At 40.6% G+C, this 23773-nt stretch carries 14 protein-coding genes; 5 read left to right on the top strand and 9 right to left on the bottom strand.

From position 1 onward, the window contains the following. Nucleotides 1-118 precede the first annotated feature (118 nt). The 8 genes from RM552_RS15780 to RM552_RS15745 all read right to left on the bottom strand — a co-directional run bounded on the left by RM552_RS15780 (nucleotide 119) and on the right by RM552_RS15745 (nucleotide 14912). Nucleotides 119-5242: a thrombospondin type 3 repeat-containing protein gene (locus tag RM552_RS15780; protein ID WP_311369837.1), complete on the bottom strand. Its 5124-nt coding sequence runs from the start codon at nucleotides 5240-5242 to the stop codon at nucleotides 119-121. 423 nt (nucleotides 5243-5665) lie between these two features. Beyond that, a complete protein-coding gene (gene moaE, locus RM552_RS15775; RefSeq protein WP_311369836.1) occupies nucleotides 5666-6115 on the bottom strand; it encodes a molybdopterin synthase catalytic subunit MoaE in 450 nt (149 codons plus the stop codon). A gap of 50 nt (nucleotides 6116-6165) precedes the next feature. Continuing rightward, nucleotides 6166-7611 (bottom strand): sensor histidine kinase, encoded by a 1446-nt coding sequence (locus RM552_RS15770; RefSeq protein WP_311369835.1) that lies wholly within the window; start codon nucleotides 7609-7611, stop codon nucleotides 6166-6168. 17 nt (nucleotides 7612-7628) lie between these two features. Beyond that, nucleotides 7629-9035, bottom strand: a complete 1407-nt coding sequence (locus RM552_RS15765; protein ID WP_311369834.1) for a sigma-54-dependent transcriptional regulator — start codon at nucleotides 9033-9035, stop codon at nucleotides 7629-7631. Nucleotides 9036-9383: 348 nt separating this feature from the next. Further along, complete coding sequence (locus RM552_RS15760; protein WP_311369833.1) at nucleotides 9384-11873, bottom strand: FtsX-like permease family protein; 2490 nt, start codon at nucleotides 11871-11873, stop codon at nucleotides 9384-9386. 11 nt (nucleotides 11874-11884) lie between these two features. Next, the gene (locus RM552_RS15755) at nucleotides 11885-12616 is read right to left on the bottom strand and encodes an ABC transporter ATP-binding protein (RefSeq protein WP_311369832.1); all 732 of its coding nucleotides are present in this window, start codon (nucleotides 12614-12616) and stop codon (nucleotides 11885-11887) included. 9 nt (nucleotides 12617-12625) lie between these two features. Then, nucleotides 12626-13882, bottom strand: a complete 1257-nt coding sequence (locus tag RM552_RS15750; protein WP_311369831.1) for an efflux RND transporter periplasmic adaptor subunit — start codon at nucleotides 13880-13882, stop codon at nucleotides 12626-12628. Nucleotides 13883-14132: 250 nt separating this feature from the next. Then, nucleotides 14133-14912 carry a CLCA_X family protein gene (locus RM552_RS15745; protein ID WP_311369830.1) on the bottom strand — a complete coding sequence of 260 codons (780 nt, stop codon included), beginning with the start codon at nucleotides 14910-14912 and terminating at the stop codon, nucleotides 14133-14135. Between the two features lie 204 nt (nucleotides 14913-15116). On the opposite strand from RM552_RS15745, the gene RM552_RS15740 reads away from it, so the two are divergent. The 5 genes from RM552_RS15740 to RM552_RS15720 all read left to right on the top strand — a co-directional run bounded on the left by RM552_RS15740 (nucleotide 15117) and on the right by RM552_RS15720 (nucleotide 22938). After that, the gene (locus RM552_RS15740) at nucleotides 15117-16187 is read left to right on the top strand and encodes an energy transducer TonB (RefSeq protein WP_311369829.1); all 1071 of its coding nucleotides are present in this window, start codon (nucleotides 15117-15119) and stop codon (nucleotides 16185-16187) included. Nucleotides 16188-16398: 211 nt separating this feature from the next. Next, nucleotides 16399-17052 carry a CerR family C-terminal domain-containing protein gene (locus RM552_RS15735; RefSeq protein WP_311369924.1) on the top strand — a complete coding sequence of 218 codons (654 nt, stop codon included), beginning with the start codon at nucleotides 16399-16401 and terminating at the stop codon, nucleotides 17050-17052. A gap of 4 nt (nucleotides 17053-17056) precedes the next feature. Next, nucleotides 17057-18277 (top strand): efflux RND transporter periplasmic adaptor subunit, encoded by a 1221-nt coding sequence (locus RM552_RS15730; protein ID WP_311369828.1) that lies wholly within the window; start codon nucleotides 17057-17059, stop codon nucleotides 18275-18277. A gap of 2 nt (nucleotides 18278-18279) precedes the next feature. Then, nucleotides 18280-21444: an efflux RND transporter permease subunit gene (locus RM552_RS15725; RefSeq protein WP_311369827.1), complete on the top strand. Its 3165-nt coding sequence runs from the start codon at nucleotides 18280-18282 to the stop codon at nucleotides 21442-21444. Between the two features lie 108 nt (nucleotides 21445-21552). Further along, entirely contained in the window at nucleotides 21553-22938 is a 1386-nt protein-coding gene (locus RM552_RS15720; RefSeq protein WP_311369826.1) for a M24 family metallopeptidase, read from the top strand. 84 nt (nucleotides 22939-23022) lie between these two features. Here RM552_RS15720 and RM552_RS15715 read toward each other — a convergent pair whose 3' ends face one another. Then, on the bottom strand, nucleotides 23023-23757 hold the full coding sequence (locus RM552_RS15715) for a carbon-nitrogen hydrolase family protein (RefSeq protein WP_311369825.1): 735 nt from the start codon (nucleotides 23755-23757) through the stop codon (nucleotides 23023-23025). Nucleotides 23758-23773 lie beyond the last annotated feature (16 nt).

Raw genomic sequence — 23773 nt, 5'->3', positions numbered from 1 at the left:
GCTAATCACCTTTTTACGCATTTTTAGTCATAAGGCAATTTTGAATTAACGTCATTATCAAAATTGAGATGATCTAACATAATACAAAGTCGGCAATATTCGCTATGCGACTTCAGCCTTAGCTGGTCGAGATATCTGAAAATGAATCCTGGGTGTGTTGATATCTGCTTCTAAATACCAGTGTGATACTCAAAAACAATATCCAAATGGCATGCATAGCGCCGCCACCGCCTTCATCATTGCTGTCATCAACAGTTTCAGGACTTTGATTTGCTTGAACCAAAATTGTGGCTGTTGCAGACACTTCTTTTGTGCCGTCAGACACAAACACAGTCAGCACAATATTTTGATTTGTAGTCAATTCTGGGGCAACAAAACTAACTGATGGCGTAGTTGCATTTTGCAGTTGGATTGTCGGCCCTGATATTTGTCGCCACTCTATACTCAGTACGTCATTGTCATCATCTGCTATGGATGCAGTTAAGACTAGCGTCTCATTAGCTCGAATAGCCGATTGGTACTTTTGAATATTTACTGTTGGGCTAGCGTTTATATTTCGTATACTAACGGTAACAGTAGTAGAAGCCGTATCTTTACCATCAAATACGTCCAGCCTGAATAATAGATTTTCCGATCTAGAAACGGCAGGCGCTGTGAAACTTAGAAGTGGACTTGTCTTTTCTGTTAAATCAATGTCAAATCCACTCAATTGTGTCCATTTAAATACTAATTGGTCATTTTCTGCATCAGTGGTTTGACTTGCGTCTACACGCACCAATTCACCCTCTGTCACATTAGTTTGGCGAGCGACCGAAATAATTGGCAAAGAATTAGGTAAAGGGACACTTAAAACTCCAGGGTCTTTAATCACACCGTTCGCTTTATTGTCTGCGTCATTTGGTCCTCCATCTTGAATAACCAACTTGATACAAGTATCTCCTTGATTTAACCCACTGGCATAGGCACTCGAATCGATTGCAGGACAATTACCATTATGATCAAAACCTGCCGAATAAATTTGATTATGTTCATTTTCTACAAAGCTAAACCAAGACCGTTCTGCATCAAATTTACGATATTCTGCATTAGCAGGAATTTCGGTTCCAGTGGCCAGAGGTATGGTAACTGGCACACTTTCACCAATAAAACTTAGGCCTTCAATAGAAAATGCATGAATACTTTGCACTGCACTAAAGCGAGTATCTTTGGCAACTGAGCTGGGACCTGCATTGGCGCCACCAAAAGCTTCTAATTCTGCTTGGCTAATACGACTAACAACCGCCTTGCCAGAGTTTGCTATTTGACTAATTTCACTTGCTACTAAACGATATCCAGCCAAGGTTGTTAGCGATTGCTCACTTATGCCTGAGCTTAAAGAAGATAGTTTTCTGTTGTTATCTAGATAATCAGCGATGCCATCTCCGTCAGTATCTAAAAAGCCTTCTTGTGCGTCACTCATGCCGTCAAAGTCAGTATCAATTTGTGCCGATAAAATTGGCATGCTGGCAAGTAATATTAATGGTTTAGTTCGTGATACTGAAAATTCAGTTTGTGTATTAATTTCTGTCGCCGACAATTCAACCAAAAAGTTACCAATATCCAAACCAGAAGGATCAAAGCTAAAAATATGCGGTGCGTTTGAGAGATTAGCAATTTGTTGGGTTTCGAATAGGTCTTCGCCATTTTGATTCAACAATCGCCAGGTCAATATATGTTGGTCGCTTAGGTTAATATCATTGACCTCAGCCACCAGCGATATTGGCCCTTGGTCTGCGGCAAATGTCGTGAAAGTTTGACCATTCTGTTGAATGTCAAATTCAATAAGTGGTGCTTCGTTGTCGGCAGTGATATCAATAGAAATACTATTGGTCTGCTGTAAACTGGCATGTTGAGCGCTATCAAAACTAATGATAATTTGTTCGCCAATCAATGCTGTAGGACTAATCGCTATTGCAATTTTGGCCTCATCACCGCCACTTTCGGTCACACTAATACTACCCGTATTGTTGCCTAGATGCGGGCCAGACAGGCTATATTGAATAATAACAGGGTATTCTGGGGCGTGTCCCGACAGTCCAATCGGTACAGAAATCGCAGCGCTTGGGGCGGCTTTGTACAATGATTTACTCTCTACTTGTGGTAATACATGCACAAAAACTTCCGTCACGGCAATATTACCTGAGAGATCTTCTGCACTAACCATGACACTGTTACGTCCACTCGTAAGCAATGTACTAGTAAGCGCATCAACCGCTAATGCACCATCGACAAGATCAATTGCGCTTAGCTGTAGGGCTTGCTCGATATCGGTGAATTCCCCTTCAGACGAAACTTCAATAAGTTGCTCACTTCCAGGAAACTCAGGTGGCGTGGTATCAACCACTGAAACAATTTGGCTAATTTGTGATTGGTTACCCGCATAATCAATTGCAGTCCAAGTAACAAGTGTATCGCCAAGTGGCAAAGGCCCAGGATAGTCATTCACTAAAATGGCGGGGTTAAGATTGTTATCACGCACTCTCGGTGGATCTAAGTCAATAGCTGTTAGTGGGCCAGTCGCCTCAATTTGTTGATCTTCTAATTGATCAAGAATTGCTGGCTGATCGTCTCCAATAGCTGGATTTAATGGCTGGCTGTCATCGCTGTCGACAATACCGTCATTATCATCATCTGTATCTTGGTTGTTGCCTATGCCGTCACCGTCGGTATCAATTGACTCGTTTGCTGAAAAAGGAAACGCATCTACGTCGTCCAAGACACCGTCGTTGTCGTCGTCCGGATCTGCATTATTACCAATACCATCTGAGTCAAAATCGCTACTTTCTGACGCGTCAAAAGGAAACACATCTTGCTCGTCTAAAACGCCGTCGTTGTCGTCGTCTTGGTCGCGGTTGTCGCCTATATTGTCTAAGTCGTTGTCAGCCCATTCATTTTCATCAAAGGGAAATAGGTCGTTTTCATCTAGTACATTATCGTTGTCATCATCGGTATCAGCGTTGTCGCCTATTCCATCCTGATCAAAATCGCGCGTCTCAGTAGCGTCTAATGGAAAAGCATCCTGACTGTCTATTACGCCATCGTTGTCGTCATCGTTATCGCGGTTATTACCAATTCCATCGAGATCGTTATCAGCAAATTCTGTTTTGTCTAAGGGAAATAAATCAAATTCATCTTCAACGCGATCACCGTCATCGTCATTATCGGCATTATTCCCTATGCCATCGCCATCTGTATCTACTGATTCATTTGCATCAAATGGAAACGCATCAATGTTATCATCAACGCCGTCATTATCATCGTCTTCATCAGCTATATCGCCGATACGATCACCGTCAAAATCAGAATATTCGCTAGGGTCATTTTCAAAGGCGTCAAACTCATCCTCAACACCATCGTTGTCGTTATCTGGGTCAGCATTATTTCCAATACCATCGTTGTCGGTATCAAACCATTCACTTACGGCAAATGGAAATGCATCAACAACATCTAATACACCGTCGTTATCATCATCAGTGTCTTGATTGTTACCAATACCATCACCGTCAAAATCCATAGATTCGCGCGGGTCAGTTGGAAAACTATCAAACAAGTCGTCTAAACCGTCGTTATCATCGTCATTGTCAGCATTGTTACCTACACCATCGCCATCAGTATCGACTGACTCAGCTGAGTTAAATGGAAAGGCATCAGCGGTATCCAGAACACCGTCATTGTCGTCATCAGGATCACTATTATCGCCAATACCGTCTTGATCATTGTCTCTAAAATCACCAGGATCTAGAGGGAACTCATCAATATTGTCTGGAATACCGTCATTGTCGTCATCAGTATCAGTGTTATTCCCGATTCCGTCGTTATCTGAATCTACACTCTCACTAGGGTCACGTGGAAAATCATCAAAAACATCTATTATGCCGTCATTGTCATCATCAGCATCTTGGTTATTGCCTACTCCATCTCCGTCAGTATCGACACTTTCTCTTGAGTTTAACGGAAAAGCATCAAACTCATCTTGTGCGCCATCATTGTCGTCATCTGTATCTTCATTGTTGCCAATGCCATCAGCGTCCGTATCGATAGTTTCGTCAGGATTGACAGGGAACGCATCTGCTGAATCGACAACACCGTCGTTATCGTCATCAGTATCGGCATTATTACCCAAACCATCGTTGTCCGTATCCCTACTTTCTGAGCTATCAAAGGGGAAATCGTCATTCTCGTCAGGCGTACCGTCATTATCGTCATCTGTATCGCCATTATTGCCGACACCATCGCCATCAGCATCTTCTGACTCATTAGGGTCAAAGGGAAAGCTATCGATTGAATCCGGAACACCGTCATTGTCATCATCTAAATCTTGTTCATTGGTCAAACCATCGTTATCAAAATCAACAGCCGGGAAAATAAGGAAATTATTTGACCAAAGTGCCTCAAAAGCAGGGCTATCAATTGGATTTTGCATGCTTTCGGCTTGTACTAATACACTATAACCAAAGGTATTTATATCTGCCGAAGTACTGCCAATAATGCCGAAAACCGTTTGTAGTAAGGCGTTATTATTTCCGGTAAAAAGAGAACATTTTGCAAAATCTGTAAATACTGAGCAATTTTGCTCCAGACTAACGCTACCCTCAAAAGTTATATTGTCTAATTCCGTTCCAGGCTGAGGGACAAACCACAGCACATAATTAGCTTGATTTTGAAGCTCAAAGCTTAGTACGCTATTTTGATTTTCACCCGACTGGCTAAACTCGTCGCTTGCGTTTACGCTGCTATCAAATATTTGTTCGCTGATTTCTTGCGCCAACGAAATGAAAGGATTAAAGCCGGCAACAATCAACTCGTCAAGAGTATCATAGTCGGTTGTGCTCCCTCCGTTGGCGTTTGTGATTTCTAAACCACTTACTGCCCAAATACCACTAGAGCTATTGGTTGAAAAATTGGCAATAAATTCGGCAGAGTACGCATTTTCGTTCTGTTGCCAATCACCTGACTGAATGAACTCGATCCTTTCACCGTTTTGTATGTTTTCTAGATAAAATAAGTTAGTGCTTACTTGCGAATCAGAAGCTATATTCAATGAAATTGTAATCCGAGAGTCCGTTCTTACCGCTAGCAAAGAGGAAGGTGAAATGCTTAACTCAATCAGTTCAATTTGATCAGAATCTTGTTGTGCATAAAGCTCAAGAGGCGCTAGCATAAATAATAATATAAACAAACAGGCGCAACTGTTTTTCAGCATACTCGGCCACATTATCATTACTTTTATATACTTCATTTTGCACACGGGCAGACGTACCATTTGGCGTTATTAGTCATCAATTTCAGATTTTTTAGGCGCTACATATTAATGTAAGTCCTAAGGTTAGAATCGGATTTATAATGGAAAGCTTGATGGGTGTATAGCGGTAATTTTTTGCCTGTCGCGCACTTAAAAAGTGCATGTAGTAGCTAGGGTCTTATTTTTCTTTACTTTAATAAAAATGAAAACGCTAGATAAGTGACTGGTATAAAAATAGCCTGTAAAGAATAGAAAAATATACCTAAAAAAACGAGCCAATTCCTTGACTAAAATTTCACGTATATAACACAGGTGATAGAAGTGAAGTTATTCCTTACTTGCTTATTTTTAGCAAAAATATGTGATATTTATTAATGGGTGCGACTATTCCCATTTCAGTGCGGCTTTTTTGTCTTTTTCGTTAGCATCGATCCAAACATCGCCCGTAGATCGTGTCTCTTTTTTCCAAAATGGCGCGCGAGTTTTCAAGAAATCCATAATGAATTGATTTGCCTGATATGCCGCTTCTCGATGAGCACTTGTTACCCCTACGAACACAATTTGTTCCCCAAGAGTAAGCTTACCAAATCTGTGTATGATACTAACTTTGCCTATAGGCCACTTTTGTTTAGCTTGAATCGCGATGTTGCTCAAGCTTCTTTGAGTCATTTCAGGATAATGCTCAAGCTCTAACGACCTCACATCTGAGGCTTCATTCCGATTTCTCACACGCCCAACAAACATGCTTAAAGCACCATCCTCTTGATTATTTTGAATGAGATATTGATATTCTTTGCTGACATCAAAATCTTGTTTTTGTACGCTAATTTTCATTTTTATGCCTTATCACTATTTCTATCAGTACTTGTGTGACTATTCTCATCTTAACGCTTCTCATTGACCAAGTCGTGGGTAGCAATTGGAATAATAAACGTTGCTTTTGCCCCCCTAAAGTCTGGCATTATCTTTAACAAGGAATCGCCCTCGTGAACATTTGTAAGGCTCAAATCGCCGCTGTGATTCAATGCAATTTGCTGGCTTAAACTTAAGCCAATGCCACTGCCTTTAGGTTTAGTGGTGTAAAAGGGTACAAATAAATTTTCATGGTTTTTTATCCCATTTCCTTTATCATAAACATGCACGTGCACCATAGCGTGTTCAACAAACCAAACGATAGCAACTTCTGATGATTCAGCCTTTTCCTTATTTTTTTTATTCGCCAAATTCGCTTCTTCGGCATTTTTCAGCAAATTCACAAACACTTGCTGAAGTTGCTCACGGTCGGCAAAAACATCAATATCATCACTTAAAAGATGTACTTGAGTAGTTTCAAATAATTGGCAAATTTGCAAAATAAATGGCCTTATCGCAAATACGGTTTTAACGGGTGCCGGTAGTTTTGTGAGTTGCTGATAATCCTGAATAAAGCGATTGAGTGAATGCGCTCTTTCTGTAATAACCTGCAAACCCTCTGCCAATAGTTGATAGTTGTCAGTATCAATACTGCGTGATTTATCATTGTCTGGCGTGCTTTTAGTTTGAACATGTAAAATATGTGAGAGGGTTTCACTTATTGATGCAATTGGTGTGAGTGAATTATTAATCTCATGGCTAAGCACTCGCAATAAACGTTGCCAGGCTAAGCGTTCTTCATCGCGTAACAAGTTTTGGATATCTGTAATAAAGATCAGATGTTGTTGTTTGCCAAGCTCAAAATAGGTATCGGCACGAACGTATACTTTTCGTTGACTTTGATTGATTTCAAATTCGGTGACTTTACTAGTGGCTTGTTTAATAACATTTTGTAAGCCTAAATTCTCTATTGGCCAAGCTTCTAATTCGCTAAATTTTTTATTAAAAAGTCGTTCAGCTGCTGGGTTCATTAAACTAATATTATTATTGTGGTCGACCGCTACTATGGCAACGTCGATTTGACTTGTCACTTTGCCTAACAAAATCTGTTGCTCGCGAGTGATTAAGTTTTGTTGCGCTAGTCTTTCGGCTAAATTATTGAGCAATTTGTTAAAATCGCTTAGCGCGCCCTTTATTTGCTTATTGTTAGCCCGCAGGCTGTAGTCTCCCAAAGTCATAGATTCGACTAAATTGGTCGATGTTCTTAGCTGAAAAATTACTTGTTGATGAATAGTAAAAGCCGCATACGCCACTACCACTAACAACAAAAATATAAGTAACACTTTTAGATAGACCGACATATCACTTAGCAAAATAAAGGTAATACTCAATATGGTTGGAAGCAAACAACCAAATAAAGCGATATGCACTAATTTGTCTTCAAAGGCTACTTTTGTTTGTGCAAATTTATTTTTCATTAACGGTCATAAAATTCTCAAGTTAAGTTGTATTTTTCTAGCCTGCGATAATATGCACTGCGACTTAAACCGAGGGATTCTGCAGTTTTTATGGGGTTTCCAGTAAATTTCTTCATTCGCGCAACTATGATACCTTTTTCGATGTCATCCAATGAATCTTGTTCGAAGCTAGATGTTTGTGCAGAGTTGCCATCAGCCCCTGTTGTCGAAGCTTGGTCTTGATGCTCATTAAGGCCAAAGCCTAAGTCTTTTACTTCTATGCAATCTCCGGTACACAAAAATAATGCTCTTTCAATTATATGGCTTAACTCGCGAATATTACCAGGCCAATCATAGGCCTCCAAGCTAGCGGCCGCTTTTGCGCTGAAAGTACCAACTGGGATGCGGTATTTATGCGCATGTTGCGTTAAAAACTGTTGCGCCAGAGGTATAATGTCAGCTTTGCGCTCTCGCAATGCTGGAATATGCAGTGTAATTGTATTTAAACGATAATATAGATCTTGTCTAAAATCGCCAGAGACAATCATTTTGTCAACATTGGCGTTAGTGGCAGATATTATGCGCAAGTCTAGTTGCTGGGTCTTAGAGCTTCCTACTCGTTCAAATTGACGTTCTTCTAGTACTCGCAATAGTTTGGCCTGCTGACTAATGCCAATATTTGCTATTTCGTCTAAGAATATTGTGCCTGCTTGTGCGAGCTCAAAGCGACCAATACGTGCTTCTTTGGCATCGGTAAACGCCCCTTTCATATGCCCAAACATTTCGCTTTCAAATAAAGACTCAGTAATGGCTCCCATGTTGACCGCAATAAATGCCTGTTTATGACGCATAGAATATTGATGTATGTATTCAGCGAACATGCTTTTACCTGTGCCATTTTCGCCGGTCAACAAAATACTCATATCACTTTTAGCCAACTTTTTTAGCTGTAAAAGCATTGCTTTCATACTCTCTGATTCAGCGACAATTGCATGTTTTGCGAGGCTTAACTGGTCTTTTAATAGGGTATTTTCACTTGCGAGTTTAGAGCCAATAACGTGAGCAGAATGAAGTTGTATTTGAGTGCGTAAAGTATGCAATAAACGTTCATTGCCCCAGGGCTTTTGTACAAAATCAGCGGCACCCGCTTTCATAGCATCAACCGCAATATCAACGCTGCTATATCCGGTCATCACAACAATAGGTAGCTTTTCATCTATTTGCTTCAACTCAGCAATCATTTGCATACCTTCATGCCCTGAAGTGGTGTCGTTCTGATAGTTTAAATCAATTAAAGCAACTGAAAACTGCTGCTTTTTTGCCTGTTCTAATAAAGCGTCGGGCGTGGTCACAGATACCACCTCAAAACCCTGTGACTTTAGTAGCATTTGCAAAGCAGCGACAACACTAGTGTCATCATCAGCTATAAGAATTTTTTCAATCATTGGTACTCCGTCCCTTGGCTTCATACTCTAGTACAATTGCGCCTTTCATGCATTCTTTACTTAACCAGAGTTCAAGTTACTTCGTCTATTAAAAAATGGGATATCTTGGAAAACGTTGGAGAAGGGAGGCCAGCTAAAAATAAGGTCGCTTTTCGCCGTCCTAGCCGCTCAGAAAATGCCATCCATGGCATTTTAAGCCTTATTTTTAGCTGGCCTCCCTTCTCTTATCACTTTTTCAACATATCCCATTTTTGATGGGTAAGCGTTTTATATTTTGGTAAACGCTAACTAGTTAGCGATTCCTTACTATCTATCTATACATAATATGCCACAACTAATTCGCTACACCTAGTTATAATGCAGTGCGTCGCTAGGCTCCATTTGCACCACTCGTCTTGTCGGTATATAGGTTGCCAATAGCACCATACAAATGATTAAGCTGGGCATACCAAGCATGGCTATTAAGTAGCTACTTTGACTAAATATCATGGTTTGAGCCATTAAACTTAATAACCATATTGATATGCCTACACCACAGGCAATACCCAATAGTAATTGCCAACTAGCTTGGGTCATAAATAAACTGAGAATTTTTCCATCTGACGAACCTAGCGCCCTGCGTACCCCAATTTCTTGAGTGCGTTGTTGCACACTATTTGCAGCTACTGCATATATGCCAGACGCTGCCAAGAATGCTGCCACTACGCCACATAGTAAGAAAATTTTACTGACTGCAGATATTAAGATCATCGGTTTCTTAATAAGTGCATCATATGACTGAACATGAAACACACCGACATTGGGATTAACCTTGTTGACGGTATCAAAGAGAATTTGCTGAGCTTCTGCTTGCGTACCTCTATAATGCATTGCCATCATGATGCTGAAAGGCCCCCAGTTATCCATTGGGTGGTAAGAATTGTAGGAAGCACTTGAAAAATCCATAGTTGTGCCATGAAATGAATCTGATACAACGCCAACAATTGTGCTCCAACCCCCTTCATAATCTTCTTCTCGTGCTCGGCGAACCCTTTGACCAATTGCGTCACCATCCGGAAAAAAGTCTCTGGCAATAGATTCATTAATAATGATGCTGTCGACCTCTAATCCTACGTCTCGGTAGTCAAAGTCACGCCCTTGCACAATTTGCATATCTAATGCGTGCCAAGAACCACTCGATACAGCCTCATTATTACTGTAAGGGTTTTCGTTTAGCACCTCAGCCTTTTGGCCTTCAATTTCAAAATAGCTGGTGCCACCACCTGTTCCTGGCAACTGCGACATATATATAGCTGCTTCAACATTTTGATTATTTTCTAATTCGGTCTTCAGATCATAATAGAATTTTGTCCGAATTTGGCGGTCCTCAAACTCAAATTCCGTATCCCAACGGACTGGAAAATCGCTTGGTGAAAGTTGTATTTGCGCGGTTAATCGTTTACTTGTGTTAACGCCGTAGTCTGCATTCCCAGCTGAATAACTCGATACCAAAAGAATAGTTGCCATAACCAGTACAACACATGACAATAAAATTTCAGAGATAACTAATACTCTCGATACATTCGCAGCCTTTTTGCCTAATGCACCTCGGGTACCATCCCGCAACACGGAATTAAAATCACCATTTAAGGACTTCCATGCAGGAATAAACCCTGTAATCAAAACCATTGCGATTATTGCAATAGCGAGGGCTACTAATGCGTCAGAATCTAAGGCAACAACCCACCAAAAGGGTTTAAGGTTGTCGACTTCGTATGCACTATCAAAAACATGATTAGTGATATCTAAACCCCAACCTGCTAGCAAAATTGCTAAAAAACCGCCTAATAAACAGATAAAGATACTTTCCCAAAGCATTTGTAAAACTAAACGCTTACGCGGCACACCAAGGGCAACTCTAATGGCAACCTCTTTAATACGTTCATTGACACGCGCTAATAATAAATTACCAACGTTGATGCAGGCCAACAGCAATATCAAAAATACAACAATAAACAAGGCGATAAACATGCCATAGTATTGAGTGATATTTGCTTTTTTAATGGGTTCGATAGAAAAATAAAGGTTATTATCGGGTATCAACCAATTAAAATCATCAGTCAAACTTGCTGCTATTTCACGACTTTTTTCATTCAAAGAGACTTCTGCTTGAGACAAGCTCACTCCGTCTTTTAGTTTGGCAAACCCATATACCCAACCATAGTTGCGTTGTGTTGGTGCTACCACATCTTGTGACAAGGGCTGCCACATTTGCGCTATAGCAGGAAAACCAAAACCTTCAGGCATAACACCCACAACACGCGCAGGGTCAGCTCCATCAATGGGTACGATTTGGTCGATAATATTTGGGTCACCGTTGAAATAGTTTTGCCACATGTCGAAACCTAACACCAATACAGCTTCAGCCCCCTCAAAATGATCTTCCTCTTGCAAAACACGACCAAGAATCGGCTGTATGTCTGTAAAAGTGAACATATTTGCTGTTACGTAACTTGAATTGAACTTGCGTAGACCCTCGTCGGGTCCACCTACAAATGTTGTGCCTTCTTGATAAAAACCCATTTCTTCAAAAATGGCATTATTTTGTTGTAAATTATATGCATCGAAGGCCATTAATGGACGTCGAGACAAATGCGTATGATCATAAAAGCCTTCTACTGCGAAGATAGGTTTATTATCGGCAAAACTTAAAGGTGAAAATAATAAGCTGTTAAGTAAAGAAAAAGTGTAAAGGGTTAAACCTAAACCTACAGCAACAATAGCAACAGTTAAGGCAGTAAAACTCGGTTTTTTACTCAATAAACGCGCCGCATATTTAATATCCAAGGTAAGTGACATATCGTTTCTCCTTAAACGGCAACGGCCGGCGTTTTTTGCGTAGCTTGGTCAGCCACAATTTTGCCATCAAAGACTTCGATAGTTCGACTAGCACGAGCGGCAGAACTGGGGTCATGAGTTACCATACAAATTGTTGTGCCCAAGGCATGTAGTTGGTCGAGTAACACCATGACCGATTGCGCATTTTTAGAATCAAGATTACCAGTAGGTTCATCGGCTAATATTATCGAAGGCTTGCCCGATATAGCTCTGGCAACAGCCACTCGCTGCTGTTGCCCGCCCGACAATTGTGATGGGAAATGATTCGCTCGGTGTTGCATATCAACGTTAACCAATGCCGCTTCAACCATTTCTTTTCGTTGTTGTTTGCTCAAATCATCGCGATAAGTTAAAGGTAACTCTACGTTTTCTGCCACCGACATATCACTGATTAAATTAAAGGCCTGAAACACAAAGCCAATTTCTTTATTCCGTATACGAGCGCGTTCATCTCGGTCAAGACCCATAATGTCGTGACCCGCCAAGGTATAACTGCCAGAAGTTGCAGTATCCAGTAAACCCAATAGCGACAGTAATGTGGACTTGCCGCAGCCCGATGGACCAGTGATAGACAAATACTCACCTTTTTTAATTTTGAGGTTTATGTCGACCAAAGCGTGAGTTTCGATATCATCAGTAAAAAACACTTTTTTAACTGCGCTTAAATCGATTAAAAAGTCGTTTGCTTCGTTTTTATGTTGCATAGTATGTCCCTAATTGATTCGAATTTGTTGATGCATTTCCCAAGCACTTACATCTGACACAATTACTTTTTGGTCTTTAGCAAGTCCGGATTTAATTTCAATAAAATTATTTGATGCTTGGCCAAAAGTGACTTTATGCTTGCTCGCATGTTTGCCGCTCTCGTTAACAAGATAAACGTAACTTTCACCATAACTTTTTGCGAACATTGGCCGCTGAATAAAGAGTGCATTGGGGATTTTGGCTATTTGAATAATCCCTTCAATGGTTAGTTCTGGACGGGCTTCGCTTGGAGCGGTTTGGGTAAGTGCAATGTCAACTTGCACAACGCCATTTTCAACCGCCGGATCGATGCGTTGCACCTCGCCACTTACTTTGCTTGTGCGAGTATCTAACTCCACGATTTGACCAATTTGTACGTCTTGAATAAGATTTTCAGGAACTCGCAACTCAGCTATAAATTCACCACGCTTGGCCAAGCGCGCTAAGTTGGTACCTTGGTTAACTTGCTGACCAAGTTCCATTGGCATTTCTTGCACAATAGCATCTATACTGGCCCGCACGGTCAAACTATCAACCTGGTCTTTTGCTCTCTCTACGGTTTTTTGCATGCGATTTAAACGGGCTTGATTTGCTAACATTTGTGCATCAACGTTTTCTTTTTGTTTACCCAAGCGCTTTATAGCTAATTCCCATCGTTGTTTATTTTGCGCAACTTCAATTTTTATGGCTTCATGATCAATAGCCGATACTGCATTTACACCTTGCTTCATGAGGGTTTTCTGTGCATTGAGGGTAAGTAACGAGCGCTCATAATTCAGTTTTTCGTTAATCACTTGCGCTTCTTGGTCAAGCACTTCAGATTCTAAGGAAACACGCAGAGCCTTTGACTGCGCATAAGCTTCATCCAGCTCCCATTTAGTTTCTTCCAGAGTTTGCATCAGCAAGGGGTTAGACAAATGCATGATCACATCGCCTTCAGAAACAATTGCACCAGCCTTGACTAATATACGTTCAATTTTGCCGCTAATATTGGTTGCAATCCAACGGACATCTTGTGGCGCTAACACACCTATGCCTCTTACATTAACCAGTAGTTCGCCCTCTTGTACTTGACTAATTAACAAGGTATCGCGGTCTGCAATATAACTACTATTATCACTCCACAAAAACCAATACAACACAGTGATTGTTACCATCACAAGCGCAGTGCAAATCAAAACAAGCGATTTCCACTTTTTATTTGATTTTGTTCTAACAATATCCATGAATTTCCTTAACTAGATAGTCAAACTACACATACAATTTCAGTAATTGCTTTGCACTTAATCGGTATGTTGAAGCATATTTAATGTCACTCTACAAAACACTAGAGCAAAGCTTGTGCCATATATTTTTATCATATATTTCAATGCTTTATATGTTCGTTAAATTTAAAAATAAGGATAAGTTTCGATTTTGGGAATGAGTTTTGGAGAGTAAATCCCAATAGCGGGACGGATGCCCTGCATATAATGGCTAAGGTAGCGCTTTCCCCAGTACAGTAAAATAACGGATAAAGTCTTCTGAAATTAACTGGCGTTGCGTTTTTTCAGGATAAAGCCCTAATTTGGCTTCTGCAGATTGCTTGGTACCTTGCACTAAAAAAGCGTTTTTAATTGGCTGGTCTTGAATGAATGCTTCAAATGCGCGGGCGCATATTTCTTGTGGACGAGAATAATAAAATGATTTTGCCGCCTTATCAGCGGCCACACTCTTTTCGAACAACTGGCTAAAATCCTCACTATCAGGCTTTAAAAATATATGCTGAAAACAACATTCTAAATTATTATTAATAGGGTGTTTTCTCACAGGGCTGTTATTTAACCATCTTTCAGAAGCAAATTGATGTGCTTCACTCGACTGTAAGAATTTTGCCGCTATAAAATGATCAAATGCATGAAACCATTCATGTGCTAATGCTCCCGCACCGGCATTTTTAGCGAGAGTTAACTGCCTTTTCGCACTGTTATAGTGAGCACTAGCATACTTATTTCCACCAACGCCAAAGCCAAGTGACAAAGTCCCATTAAGCGAAATAACTTGCTCAGGCACCGACAATATGTCCATTAAATCGCATAAAGCATCAAAAAATAAATTCGCCGCTATTTGTTGTTCTTCTTTATTAACCCAATTGCCTACCTGAGCTGACTTGAACCCAAACACCTTGATAACATCCGAAAAACTCACATCGGCGCCTGCTCGATGCATTTCACCGTTTCTAAAGTACTGCTGATAGAGGCGCCCTTGTTTATTCAATAATTTCTCTGCTTATAAATTGTGTGATTTGTAACAGTGACTACGAGGTACATATGTTTTGTTACAATTTTAGTCTTTAGATCAGTAATTATAGTAACAAAATGCATGTAACCTGATTGGGTGAAACAAGTATACACAACAAAAAAATATGAACCAAAAGCTTAAAAAAGCACTAACACTGTTGTCATCCTGAAGAGAATTTACATGAATAAACTTTCAAAATTTGCACTCATCACTAGCCTTGCTATGGGCACGTCTTTTTCTTTTGCACAAACTCAGCCGACAACCAATATCGACTTAGCAGAAACAGGCGCGATTTATACACCAGCAAAAGTAACATTCCGGCCAGAAGTAGGGTTTCCAACAAAAGCACGTAAAGGCGCTTTAGACGCTCACATAACAGTTCGTTACGACGTAGACACAAGTGGTAAAGCAAGCAATATTCATTTGGTTAGGACCACCGGCACTAAGGCATACGAAGCACTTGTGCTAGGTAACATGGAGGATTGGGAAATTACACCGGCCATGCAAAACGGGACGCCAGTTGCACAAGAAAATCAATTCTATGATTTTATATATTACACAACTAGAACAAGTGGTCGAGAGCTTGCTCCCACCATGAGAGCTAATTTTCAAAAAGCATATCGCCATTTACGTGGTTTACTAAAAGACGAAAAATACGAAGAGTTTGCAGAATTTGCAGACTTGCTATTCCAAGCAAATATTTCAAATTTCATTGAAACAAGACAATTATGGTTATTGCACAATGCCTATTTAAATCGCACTGATGGGTCTATTCATGACAAAATACATTCATTAGAAAAAGCATTAACCGGCAGGCCTCGCACTGATAAAGGAACAAAGCTACAAACGAGAATACGCGCAAACTTATTCAAGTTGTATGTTGAAAATGCCCAATATTTCGATGCGCGTTTTCAGTTTTATCAAATTCAAGAGTCTGAATATGGTGCTGAGTTAGTGCAAGAGCTTGGCCCTATGTTAGACGAAGTCGAGAGCAAATTGGTTTCAATTGAACCTCTAACAGCAACGGTCAAAATTAGAGAAAATGAAATTGCTCGTTATATATTGTCTCGCTCTAGTTTTTCACTAAGCACGTCAGCGCCGGTCAAAAGCTCAGAATTACGTTGCGACGGTTTTAACGTTAAGTTTGATTATGCTGAAAATACTACTTACACAACGCCGCAAGACTGGGGTTATTGTGAATTAGTTGTTGAATCGGAAGATAAAGCCGAAGTCACTATTTCAGAGGTATAAAGTCTTCTTAGATGTTAAACATAGCTAGCTGAATTATCAGCTTAGCATTGTTTTTGTTTTGTAAAAAAAGCTACGCGACTCTGAAAAAATAATTCGCGACCCTTGCTCAATTCACATTTACTATCACTGCAAATAATTCAAACAAACGTTTGAATTAAACGATTGTTTGAATTATTATCGATAATATTGAACATTCACGGACCGTCTTGTGATGATAATTAAACTCGATCCAGAAAATATTAGTAGCCGAGACCAAATTATTTTGATTGCCCTAGATTTGTTTGGGCAGCGAGGTTATAGCAACGTTTCTATACGTCAAGTATGTACTCAAGCCAAAGTAAATGTGGCTGCGGTCAATTATCATTTTGGCTCGAAAGACAAATTATACATAGCCGTAGCAGACTATGTTTCATCGCAACTAATGCAGCATCTAAACGCTGATATAGAGGCAGCAAACGCTGTGCTAGAAGACACAAACAATCAAGGCGCTCAAGCATTGGAAGTACTATTGCATATTGTAGAGAATACAGTTGATCTTTTAGTGCCTGATTCAGAAGAAAGTGAGCGATGGGCAAGATTTATCACACGTTTTCAGCTTGGTGAAGCCGTGCCTGATCACGCTTTATTAAAAAATCCCATGCTCCATATTATTGCGCAACTCATTGGCGTAATAAAAAATAATAATACTGACACCCTCGAAAATGCAATCTTGGCGCAAACAATAATGGGCCAAGTCCTTATTTTTAGAGTGAGCCGTGTTAGTGCAATGATAAATCTAAATATAGACGGCTTTGGTCAAGCAGAAACTGAAAAAATTAAACATGTTATTCGTCAAAATATAATCACCATACTGACATTAGGCTAATGTGATGAATAAAACTCGTATCTTTTGGTTATTGGTGTGTATTGTTATTATTGCAACAAGTTTGTGCGCTGTATGGTTGATGTCGGTACTCAAAGAAGAACCAGAAATTAAAGCAAGCACAAACCAAGTTCCCTTGGTATTAGCCACCAAAGCAAGCTGGCAATCTACGCCATTCGAGATTTCGGCATCGGGCTTTGCTAAACCAATTACGGCAACGAGTATGCAAGCGCAAGTCAGTGGTGAAGTCATATATATTAGCCCTAATTTAGTATCGGGCGGTTTTATCACCAAAAATGAAAAGCTTGTTCAGCTTAACCCCGATGTCTTTGCTGCTCGTGTAGATGAATTAAATGCCCAACTACAGAGCGTTGACAGCGACCTAGTGCTTGCCAAACAACAACTAGACCGCACTACCCAACTCAAACGAGATGGTTTAAGTTCTCAACAAGAATTCGACCAAGGTAGAGCTAACTTCGACGCTGCTAAAGCACGGAAAATTCAAACATCAGCAGCCCTAAAAACGGCGCAATTAAATTTAAGTCGCACTAGTCTTATTGCGCCATACAAGGGCAGAGTAATAAGGGAAACGCTGAGTGTAGGCAATGTTTTATCACCCGGTATTGTTTACGCCGAAATATATGCCGATGATGCATTTGAAATAGTGGCCAGTTTTCCTGAAAAAGCAATTAGCTTGCTTGGCGATATTTATCAGCAAGATTTACCTGATATCCCAGCCAGAGTCGAAGCTAGTTTTGCGAATCAACTTTATCAATGGACAGGCAAACTTGTGCGTATTGAACCCGGTATTGACCAAAACACCCGTACCATAAATCTGATTGTGCGGGTTGAACAACCTAAACAATCTGGCATTTCAAAAAACGACATAACTGGCACAGACATGATCAATCCGCCACTTTTTGCCAATATGTTTACCAAGGTGTATTTACCAGTCTCGTCGCAAATGCGCTATTTAGAGGTGCCAAGAAGTAGCATAAGGTCTGACGGGAGTATTTGGTACGTATCCCCTGATGCTAAACAACAAGGTGAGATTTATAGTAGCAAAGTTCATATTTTGTATAGTAGCGGCAACATTGCTTATATAAGCGCCGAACTCAATCAACTAGATAGTCTGTGTGTTCTTATTGCAGAAACAGGCAATATTTTCCCTGGCAACGTTGTGCGAGTCCAAGCAAGCGCTCAACAAAACAAAGCCGACGGTAGCTAAAAGTGAAAAGCATAGTAGCGTGGTTTGCGCGTCATCCTGTTGCATCTAATTTACTGATGTTTTTTTTGTTAGTGGGCGGCGTTGTCAATATGTCGAATGTTTCACAGGAAGCATTTCCCGAATTCACTTTAGAAGTTATAAACGTTGAAGTACCTTATGTTGGTGCGTCACCCACAGAGATAGAACAATCTATAGTGCAACCTATAGAACAACAACTTTCTTCTATTGAAGGCGTCACTGAAATGACAGCCGTTGCGTCTGAAGGCCGTGGCAGTGTGCGCCTTGAATTTTCCCGCAATGTCGATATTAGTAAAGCTTTAAACGATGTGAAGTCAGAAATCGACCGAATTACAGTGTTTCCAGATGAAGCTGAAGAACCGATTGTATCGCAACAAAGTGCCAAAACGCGGGTAGCAGAATTAGCGATAAGTGGTGATTTAGACGAAACGTCTATGAAAGAACTCGCACTTAGTATTAAAGATGATCTAGTTGCTCTTCAAAATGTCTCGTTAGTAGAAGTCAAACGCGCCCGCGACTATGAGATTTCTATTGAGGTTTCACGTGAAAAACTTCGTGCTTACGGGCTTAGTTTAATTGATGTGTCAAATGCCATCAGGCGCGAAAGCTTAGAACTTCCAGCGGGAAATATTAATACCGCTCAAGAAGATATTTTGATTCGCACCTTAGGTAGAAATTTAACCCAAGCTCAGTTTGAAGAAATTATCATTCGAGTAAACGACAACGGTAGCGTGGTTCGTATTACAGATATTGCTAGCGTAAAAGATGGCTTTCAAACACGCACAAAAAAAGCATTATTTAAAGGTAAACAAAGTGTTTTCATTGAGGTGTTTCGCGTTGGTGAAGAACGCGTTTTAAGCGTGGTAGAAGACACCCAGCGCTATCTAGATGAGCAGTTAATTCCCTCTTTACCCAGCTCAGTCGAAATATCAGTTTGGCGAAATGATGCTACAGAGCTCGACCAGCGTATCAGCCTATTGATTAAAAATGCAGGGATTGGTATTTTGCTGGTTGCCCTGGCCCTAGCCTTATTTTTAGATTTACGTCTAGCCCTTTGGGTATCTGTAGGAATTGGCGTTTCCTTTGTGGGAGCCTTTACCTTAATGTCGATTTTTGGCTTTTCTATTAACTCCTTGTCTATGTTTGGCTTTATTTTAGCCATTGGAATAGTAGTAGATGATGCGATTGTGACCGGTGAAAATATATTTGCTGAAGCCGAAAAAGGCAAATCACCAATACAGGCTGCTGTCGATGGTGCTACTCGGGTAGCGGCGCCGGTTATATTTGCTGTGGCAACGACTATTGCTGCCTTTGTTCCATTGCTCTTTTTACCCGGTATTCTGGGCAAGTTTTTGACCGACATTCCCGCCATTGTGATTATTATTCTAGCGCTATCCTTGGTCGAGTCATTGTTAATACTCCCCCACCATTTAGCAACTATTGATATTAAAAATACACCTCGTAATTTTATATTTTTAGCGTTCGACAAGGCACGAGAAAGTATCGATTATCAATTAAAAAAGTTTATCGATGGTCCGTTACATAAAGCACTCACATTTACGACCCAACATTGGTTTGTCACCATCAGTAGTGCTGTAGCGCTTATGATATTGACGATTGGTATTTTAGCAAACGGCTTTATCAAATTTTCCTTTTTTCCGCAAATTGAAGGAAACTATGTGACAGCATCTGTTGAGTTGCCTGAAGGTACTTCGCTCGATATAACTCAAACCTTTCTAGCTAAAATTGAAACTGTAGGTTTGTCTGTCGCAAACTCTTTAGACGCTAAATCTCAAAGCACCACCTCGATAGTTGGTTATCTACGATTAGCTGGCGAACAAGAAGTAGGCGGAGGTCCGCCAGGAGGCCCGGCACAAGCTGCAACAACAAATATTGGTTCTGTTGTTATTCAATTAAGTGAACCTAGTTCTCGCTCGTTTGGTGCATCTGAGTTTGAAGCTAAATGGCGAGAACAACTTTTAGTGTTTAAAGACAGAGCGAAGATTAATGTGTCTTCAAGCTTGGTGTCTTTAGGGGAAGCCGTGCAGGTTGAAGTATCAGCAGATTCTGATGGCAATTTGCGTAAAGCAATTAATCAAACCGAGCAAGCACTTAGTAATATTAATGGTGTATTTGATATTAGTAACGACTTTAATGCAGGCAAACGAGAATTTAAACTCACTTTAAAAGACCAAGCTAGTCAATACGGCGTTACTTTGCAAATGTTGGCTTTGCAAACCCGCGCAGCATTTTTTGGCAATGAAGCATTGAGAGTCCAGCGCGGAAGAGACGAAGTTAGAGTTTATGTGCGTTTGCCCGACGAACAACGGCAGTTTATTAGTGACTTATACGACTATCGAATTCAAACGCCAAGTGGCGACTTTATACCTCTAGAGCAAGTGGCGTCTATTTCGCAAGGAATAGCCCCGTCGACCATTAATCGACGCAACGGCAATAGGATTATTACGATTACAGCCGATATCGACCAAAACATGGTGAGTAGCCAACAAGTTAACGGCTTGCTGCTTGATGAAGTATTACCAAATATCCACACGACTATGCCGGATGTGCAATTTGATTTTGGCGGTGAAGCTAGAGAGATGGGCGATGTAGGTAGCGTACTTGCGCGTAATTTTGGGCTAGCACTACTGGTTATTTTTAGCTTGTTGGCCATTCCATTTAAGTCATATTCACAACCAATTATTGTAATGTTAGCTATACCTTTTGGTCTCGTTGGTGCCGTTATTGGGCACTTGGTGATGGACTTGTATCTTGGCATGTTAAGTATATTTGGCTTGGTCGGGCTTGCGGGTGTCGTTATTAATGGTGCTTTAGTGCAAGTTGATTTTGCCAATGAGGCAAAAAATAATGGCGTAGAGGCTAATCAAGCTTGGATTGAAGCAGGCAAAAGTCGATTTAGACCTATTTTTTTAACTGCCATCACCACCTTTTTAGGTGTTGGGCCGTTAATGTTAGAGCAGAGCGTACAAGCACAGTTTTTGATTCCAATGGCTGCCGCGATAGCTTTTGGTGTCGTTGTAGGGACATTCATACAAATGCTATTAGTGCCTGCGCTTGGCAGCATGCTTGACCATTTAAAAGAGGCTGCAAGGCATAGTCAAAAGCTCGCTGAGCATCAAAGTACCTAACCATAAAAAGCGAAGGCTATTATTCGAATAGTGTCTATTACCTTGATTGAGACGGCCACACTTGCATATACTCTGTGTTCACTTAGGCATAATTGATTAGAGATTAACATGAAAAATATACTCCACATTAGGCTTTTTGTCGTAATGATGCTTTTAGTCAGCGGTATGGCGTCAAATTCTTCCCAAGCCATCGCCAAAAGTCAGTTAACAGCCCCCGCAGCAGCGGCAGTGCTTGATCAAAGATCAAGAGTTAGTCCTGAAAATCAGATGATGAATGAGCGTTTTAAGAAATTATTACCCAAGTTGATGGCCGAAACGAATATAGATTTGTGGTTAGTGATGGCCCGAGAATATGCAGAAGACCCGGTGTTCTTTTCGTTAGTACCACAGCCAGTATTTGCTGCACGTCGTACGACTATGCTGATCTATCATTTAAAAGATGACGGCTCCGTTGATGCATTGTCAGTAAACACTTACCCCTTTGGTGTCCCCTATAAATCGGTCTGGTCAGGCGGTGATTTAGATGAACAATGGCAAGCTTTAGGTGCATTAATTAAAGACTTAGATCCGCAACGTATTGGTATAAATAGCTCTAGAAATTGGCCTGTAGCCGACGGTTTAACCGAAGGCTTGCATAAACGTTTGCTTGAGGTTTTACCTAGTGATCTCGAAAAACGTCTTGTATCGGCTGAAGAGTTAGTCGTGCGTTGGGTTGAAACGCGAATTGCAGAAGAACAAGCCGTTTACCCTCACGTTGTCCAACTTGCTCGTGCAGTCATTGCAGAGGGGTTTTCATCTAAAGTTATTACGCCTGGGGTGACTACTACCGAAGATGTAGCGTGGTTTATACGCCAACGCTTTCATGAACTCGACTTGCAAGTATGGTTTATGCCTTATGTTAATTTGCAACGCGCCGGCATAGATTGCCCGAGTGATAACCCATTTTGCGCTACTAGCGGTGTTATTCAGCCTGGAGATGTATTACACACCGATGTGGGTATTTGCTATCTAAAACTGTGTACCGATACTCAAGAAATGGGCTATGTCCTCAAACAAGGCGAATCTGATGTACCACAAGACTTAAAAGATGCTTTGGCTATAGGAAACAAATGGCAAGATCACCTCACTAGCTCGTTTAAAACAGGATTGACTGGTAATCAGATCCTTGCCGAGACACAACGCAAAGCAAAAGGCGAAGGGATAGAATCAAGTACTTATACTCACCCAATCGGCTTTTTTGGGCATGCTCCTGGGCCTACCATTGGCATGTGGGATAACCAGGATGAAACACCTATTCGTGGTGACTGGCCGCTTTATCCAAATACAGCCTATGCTATAGAAGGGAACATTCGTTACGAATTGCCTATGTGGAACGGGCAAGGTGTTAGAATAAAACTAGAACAGGTTGCCATGTTTGACGGAGAACGTGTGATCTATACTGCCGGAAGACAAACTAGGTTTCATGTTGTTGGACCCAAAACTGCCCCTCAATAAACAGCATTTTGCATCGATATTCTGTCTGGGCAACTGCCGCAATTAATTGCACAGTTGCCAATTTGGTTTCATTTTCTGTTTCTATTAGACACTAATTTGCAGTAAATTTGTTTGTTCTGTTTCAGTATCGAAAATCAGCACCCCTTGATTTTTATCATCAAGTTTAGCAATAAGTTGACCACTTTGATTCCATGCGGCACTTTGCCCACAGCTTATAACACTGTCGCACACACCAATACAGTTTGACATCAATATGGGCGTCTTAAATTCGCCTGAAATATTGGCAAAATGGTTGTGCGCTTTTTCCACGCCATGTTTCGATTTTGCAACGCTTGCAACATATACATTAATGCCTTTGTTAAACGCATTCAAAAAATGCTCGCGTTGAAGGGTTTCATAGCATATTCCAAGCGCTATTTTTTTATCTTTTATGTTAAGAATGACTTGCTCTTTTCCACACACAAAGTAAGGAAGCTCATCTTCATGCAAAATTTGTTTAGAATAAACTCTTCTGTGCATATTAGGGCTAAAAATAAACATACTGATATTTAAGCCTTCATCACTTTGCTTTGGTGCACCTATCACTATGCTAATATTGTTGTTGTCTGAGAGGGTTTGAAATGGATTAAACAGTGCGCTTTGAATATCCATTGCATAATTTTGTGCTAATTCAGTTTCATAATTAGTAATGGATAATTCAGGGAAAATAACTAAATCAGCTTTTTCATCTATAGCACGAGTTATCATGCGCAAGTGATTATGTATATTTTCCTGAATCTGTCCCGTTTTCGAGTTTGTTTGTGCAATACAAATTAGCATGAGTTGGTCCGGTAAT

Origin of the sequence: Glaciecola petra (assembly GCF_031846345.1) — a bacterium.
Classification (GTDB): Bacteria; Pseudomonadota; Gammaproteobacteria; order Enterobacterales; family Alteromonadaceae; genus Glaciecola; species Glaciecola petra.
This window is presented reverse-complemented; position numbering and strand designations above follow the sequence as displayed.